Origin of the sequence: Halalkalicoccus subterraneus (genome assembly GCF_003697815.1) — an archaeon.
Lineage (GTDB): Archaea > Halobacteriota > Halobacteria > Halobacteriales > Halalkalicoccaceae > Halalkalicoccus > Halalkalicoccus subterraneus.
In genome coordinates this window covers 1-5,057 of record NZ_RDQG01000087.1, presented here as the reverse complement: position 1 = coordinate 5,057, position 5,057 = coordinate 1, and the positions used below count along the sequence as shown (strand labels likewise).

Here is a 5,057-nt window from a genome sequence, read left to right as displayed (position 1 = left end):
GATCGTCGAACGAGAGTACGACGTCTTCGTGCCGAAATACGATCGGTACATGAAGCGTCGATCGCGCGTCCCGGCCCACGTGCCGGGCGTGCTCGATCACGTCTCGGTCGGCGATCGCGTGAAGATAGCAGAGACACGCCCCCTCTCGAAGACGAAAAGCCACGTCCTCGTCGAAGTCTCCGAGGACGAGTTGGAGCTCGGTCCCGTCGACCCGACGGAAGCGGCCGAAGGCGACGAGGAGGAAGCCGAGGGGGACGTAACAACCGAAGCACAAGCGGGTGAGCAGTGATGGAGGCACTGAAAGCCGACGTCACGAAGGGCCTCTCGAAGGGCGCGCTCATCAACTGTGCGGACAACAGCGGCGCCCGCGAGCTGAAGCTGCTCAGCGTCTCGGGCTACTCGGGCGTGAAGAACCGCCAGCCACAAGCGGGGGTCGGTGACAAGATCACCGTCTCGGTCACGAAAGGGACCCCCGAGATGCGCCGCCAGGTCCTCGAAGCGGTCGTCATTCGCCAGCGGAAATCGATCCGCCGGCCCGACGGTACGCGCGTCAAGTTCGAGGACAACGCCGCGGTCATCGTCGACGACGCCGAGGACCCCCGCGGGACCGAGATCAAGGGACCGATCGCCCGCGAGGTCGCAGAGCGCTTCGGCAGCGTCGCCAGTACGGCGACGATGATCGTATAACGTATCGAACCATGAGCAAGCAACCACGCAAACAGCGAAACGAGGCACAGAACGCGCCGCTTCACGAGCGACACAAACAGCTACACGCGACGCTTTCGGACGACCTCCGTGACGAACACGGGGTTCGAAGAGCACGCGTCAACGCCGGGGACACCGTCGAGGTCATGCGCGGCGATTTCGCCGGCGAGACCGGCGAGGTCGCCTCGGTGGATCTCAAGCGCGGCGTCGTTCACGTCGAGGACGCGGTCCTCGAGAAGGCCGACGGCGAGGAGATCTCCCGCCCGATGGAGGCGAGCAACCTCCGAATCACGGGTCTCGACCTCGACGACGAGGTTCGAGAGGCACGGCTCTCGGGTGATAACGAATGAGCAGACATCAGAAACGACTCTCAGTACCCGATTCGTGGCCGGTCGAGCGGAAAACCGCCAAATACACCGTGAAGGCCCGCGCGGGCCCGCACGGTGAGGACGGCGTACCGCTCCTGATCGTGCTGCGGGACGTACTGGGCTATGTCGACTCGAAGAAGGAAGCGATGTACGCCACGAACGAGGGCGGCGTCCTCGTCAACGGCGAGCCAGTGAACGACGTGCACCGACCCATCGGGATGTTCGACATCCTCGGGTTCGAGGAGCGCAACGAGTTCTATCGTGTCTTTCCCGACGAGGGCGGCCGGCTCGCGCTGACGCCGATCGACGAGGCCGATGCCGATGGCAAGCTCGGCAAGATTGTCGACAAGCGCCAGGTGCCCGGCGGCGAGACGCAGCTCCAGTTGCACGACGGACGCAACCTGCGCGTCGGTGAAGGCAGCGAGTACTCCGGCGGTGACTCGATCGTCATCGACTGGGACAACGAGATCCTCGCGCACTTCGCCTACGAGGAGGGTGCGCTGGTCACCGCGGTGCAGGGCCAGCACGCCGGCGAGATCGGCGAGATCGAGGGGATCCGCGTGATCGAATCGAGCGCGCCGAACACGGTCAGTATCGTCGGCGAGGACACCGAGTTCGAGACGATCGCCGAGTACGTCGTCGTCATCGACGAGAACTTCGTCGAGGGAGGTGACGAGCAATGAGCGAGGCCGAATCCGAAGCCGAGGGCGACTTCCACGAGATGCGCGAGCCCATCGTCGAGAAGATCGTCGTCCACATGGGCGTCGGCACCGGCGGGCGCGAACTCGCGAGCGCCGAAGATATCCTAGAGGAGATCACCGGCCAGAAGAGCGTCCGAACACAGGCGAAGCGAACGAAACCCGAGTTCGGCATCCGTCAGGGCGACCCGATCGGCGCGAAGGTCACTCTCCGGGACGAGGCCGCAGTGGAGTTCCTCGAAACGGCGCTCCCGCTCGCGGACATCTCGGGCGAGCAGTTCGACGAGACCGGCAACGTCAGCTTCGGGATCGAGGAGCACACCGAGTTCCCGAATCAGGAGTACGACCCCGACGTGGGGATCTTCGGCTTCGACGTGACGGTCAACCTCGTTCGTCCGGGCTACCGGATCCGAAAGCGGGACATCGAGACGCGACAGATCCCGTCGAACCACCGCCTCGACGCGGCGGCGGCGATCGCGTATCTGAACGAGCAGTTCGACGCCGGTATCGGTCAGGAGGACACAGATGAGTGAATCAGAGACAGAGACGGGCGAACACGCCACGAAGCGCACCGGCCAGCTCGAAGCGTGCCAGCGATGTGGCCGCAAGCAGGGCCTGGTCGGCAAGTACGACATCTGGTTGTGCCGACAGTGCTTCCGCGAGATCGCCCGCAACATGGGGTTCAAGAAGTACAAATGACGACGAGTGATCCGTTCAGTAACGCGCTCTCGGGGATCGACAACGCCGAGGGTGTGGGACATCTGACACACACGATACAGCCCGCTTCGAACCAGATCGGCTCCGTGCTCGAGGTCTTTTACGACCGCGGGTACATCGACGGCTTCGAGTTCGTCGAGGACGGCCGAGCCGGGAAGTTCGAGGTCGAACTGAAGGGCGCGATCAACGAATGTGGCCCGATCAAGCCCCGCTATTCGGCGGGAGCAGACGAGTTCGAGAAATGGGAGAAGCGGTTCCTTCCCGCCCGTGACTACGGGACGCTCGTCGTCACGACCAGCCACGGCATCATGAGCCACTACGAGGCCCGCGAACAGGGCATCGGTGGCCAGGTGATCGCGTACGTCTACTGATCATGCCACGAACAGAAATCACACTACCGGACGAGGTCGACTGCGAGATCGACCACCTCGACGTGACGATCTCGGGGCCCGACGGCGAGGTCACTCGCCGGCTGTGGTACCCCGACGTCACCGTTTCGACCGAGACGGTCACCGAAGCGGTCGAGACCGACGACGGCGAAACGGACGAGCGCGACGTCGAAGCCCTCGTCATCGAGAGCGAGACGGATAACGCGAAAACCAACGCCACCATCGGCACCTTCGAAAGCCACGTGCGGAACATGGTTCTTGGCGTCACCGGTGGCTGGGAGTACCGCATGGAAGTGCTGTACTCTCACTTCCCGATGCAGGTAGAGATCGACGGCGAGGACGTCGTCATCGAGAACTTCCTCGGCGAGCGAGCCCCTCGAAGAACGACGATCCACGGCGATACGCAGGTGGAGATCGACGGCGAGGAGATCGTCCTCTCGGGACCGAACAAGGAGGACGTCGGACAGACCGCCGCGGACATCGAACAGCTCACTCGGGTGTCCGGCAAGGACAACCGCGTCTTCCAGGACGGGGTCTACATCACCGAGAAACCGAAAGGGGGTGTCTAAATGGCCGACAACGACGAGGAACAGACCGAGCAGGACGGTGGGGAAGCGACCCCGCCCGAAGAGGAACAGCCCGTTGGCGACGAGCCGAGCGAACTGACCGACATCAGCGGCGTCGGCGACGCGAAGGCCGACGCGCTGCGCGAGGCCGGCTTCGAGACCGTCGAGGACGTCACGGCGGCGAGCCAGGACGAACTCGCGGACGTCGAGGGGATCGGCAACGCGCTCGCAGCGCGTATAAAGGCCGACGTCGGCGGTCTGGAGGTCGACGAGGAGACCGAAGCGGAGGTCGAAGACGAGGAGCCCGAGGCCGACACCGAGGCCGAGGACGTCGAGACCGAGCTTCAGGCCCGCGGTCTGACCGAGAAGACGCCCGAACTCGACGACGAGAAGGCGCGCCTGCTCGGCCAGCGCGCGCGGGTCGGCAAGCCGGCGTTCAAGCGCCAGGAGTACCACAAGAAAAAGCGCACGCCGGAATCGTGGCGTCGCCCGCGCGGCGGCCTCTCGAAGCAGCGACGGCGCTTCAAGAGCCGCGGCCCGGTCGTCGAGGCCGGTTTCCGGACCCCGAAGGCGGTTCGTGGGCTCCACCCGAGCGGCTTCGAGGAAGTGCGCGTCGAGAACGTCGACGACCTCGAGGGTGTCGACGGCGACCGGCAGGCGGTGCGGATCGGGTCGTCCGTCGGCGGCCGTAAGCGAGAGCGCATCGAGGAGGAAGCCGAGAGCGCGGACATTCGCGTTCTCAACCCCACCTACGTCGAAGTGGAGGTAGAGCAATGAGCGACCTGAAAGCACAGAAACGACTCGCGGCCGACGTGTTGGACGTCGGCAAGAACCGCGTCTGGTTCGACCCGGAATCTCAAGGCGAGATCGCCGACGCGATCACCCGAGAGGAGATCCGCGAACTGGTCGATCAGGGCACCATCCAGTCGAAAGAGGCCCGGAGCAACTCGCGCGGCCGCGCGCGCGAACGCCAGAAAAAGCACGCCTACGGCCACGGGAAGGGTGCCGGCAAGCGCAAAGGGACGGCCGGCGCGCGCCAGAACGAGAAGGACCAGTGGAAAGACCAGATCAGAGCACAGCGACGACGACTGCGCGAACTCCGCGAGGAGGGCGAGATCGACTCGACCCAGTACCGCGAACTGTACAACAAGTCCCGCGGCGGGGAGTTCCGCAGCGTCCGGTACATGATGAACTACATCGACAACCAGTACGGTGACGAATAATGGCGACAGGACCACGCTATAAGGTGCCCATGCGGCGCCGACGCGAAGTTCGAACCGATTACCACCAGAGGTTGCGCCTGCTGAAATCCGATAAGCCGCGGCTCGTTGCTCGTCCGAGCAACAAGCACATCAGGGCGCAGCTGATCACGACCAGCCCGGCGGGTGACGAGACCCGAGCGAGCGCGCATTCGAGCGACCTCGCGGAGTTCGGTTGGGAGGCACCGACGGGCAACCTGCCCGCCGCCTACCTCACCGGCCTGCTCCTCGGGTCGCGCGCGGTCGACGCCGGCCTCACCGAGGCCGTCCTCGACATCGGCCTGCACACGGCGACGCCCGGCAACAAGGTGTTCGCCGTTCAGGAGGGCGCGATCGACGCGGGGCTCGACATCCC

At 64.8% G+C, this 5,057-nt stretch carries 11 protein-coding genes; all 11 read left to right on the top strand.

Translation table 11 applies throughout. The features are described from left to right. Positions 1-289 (top strand): 30S ribosomal protein S17 (gene rpsQ, locus EAO80_RS18735; protein ID WP_122091345.1); only part of this gene is annotated, 289 nt, incomplete at its 5' end. Next, complete coding sequence (locus tag EAO80_RS18730; protein ID WP_122091344.1) at positions 289-687, top strand: 50S ribosomal protein L14; 399 nt, start codon at positions 289-291, stop codon at positions 685-687. The genes rpsQ and EAO80_RS18730, both read left to right, overlap by 1 nt. Before the next feature lie 11 nt (positions 688-698). Beyond that, the gene (rplX, locus tag EAO80_RS18725) at positions 699-1,055 is read left to right on the top strand and encodes a 50S ribosomal protein L24 (RefSeq protein ID WP_122091343.1); all 357 of its coding nucleotides are present in this window, start codon (positions 699-701) and stop codon (positions 1,053-1,055) included. Then, positions 1,052-1,756, top strand: a complete 705-nt coding sequence (locus EAO80_RS18720) for a 30S ribosomal protein S4e (RefSeq protein ID WP_122091342.1) — start codon at positions 1,052-1,054, stop codon at positions 1,754-1,756. The genes rplX and EAO80_RS18720 overlap by 4 nt, the downstream gene beginning before the upstream one ends. Beyond that, a complete protein-coding gene (locus EAO80_RS18715; RefSeq protein WP_122091341.1) occupies positions 1,753-2,304 on the top strand; it encodes a 50S ribosomal protein L5 in 552 nt (183 codons plus the stop codon). The genes EAO80_RS18720 and EAO80_RS18715 overlap by 4 nt, the downstream gene beginning before the upstream one ends. After that, complete coding sequence (locus EAO80_RS18710) at positions 2,297-2,470, top strand: 30S ribosomal protein S14 (protein ID WP_008414535.1); 174 nt, start codon at positions 2,297-2,299, stop codon at positions 2,468-2,470. Before EAO80_RS18715 ends, EAO80_RS18710 begins: the two co-directional genes overlap by 8 nt. Then, a complete protein-coding gene (locus EAO80_RS18705; protein ID WP_122091340.1) occupies positions 2,467-2,859 on the top strand; it encodes a 30S ribosomal protein S8 in 393 nt (130 codons plus the stop codon). Before EAO80_RS18710 ends, EAO80_RS18705 begins: the two co-directional genes overlap by 4 nt. 2 nt (positions 2,860-2,861) lie before the next feature. Then, the gene (locus EAO80_RS18700) at positions 2,862-3,446 is read left to right on the top strand and encodes a 50S ribosomal protein L6 (protein ID WP_122091339.1); all 585 of its coding nucleotides are present in this window, start codon (positions 2,862-2,864) and stop codon (positions 3,444-3,446) included. Beyond that, positions 3,447-4,220: a 50S ribosomal protein L32e gene (locus EAO80_RS18695; RefSeq protein WP_122091338.1), complete on the top strand. Its 774-nt coding sequence runs from the start codon at positions 3,447-3,449 to the stop codon at positions 4,218-4,220. Beyond that, positions 4,217-4,666, top strand: coding sequence for a 50S ribosomal protein L19e (locus EAO80_RS18690; RefSeq protein ID WP_122091337.1), 450 nt, complete (start codon positions 4,217-4,219; stop codon positions 4,664-4,666). The genes EAO80_RS18695 and EAO80_RS18690 overlap by 4 nt, the downstream gene beginning before the upstream one ends. Then, the coding region (locus EAO80_RS18685; protein WP_122091346.1) for a 50S ribosomal protein L18 at positions 4,666-5,057 on the top strand (392 nt) is incomplete at its 3' end. The genes EAO80_RS18690 and EAO80_RS18685, both read left to right, overlap by 1 nt.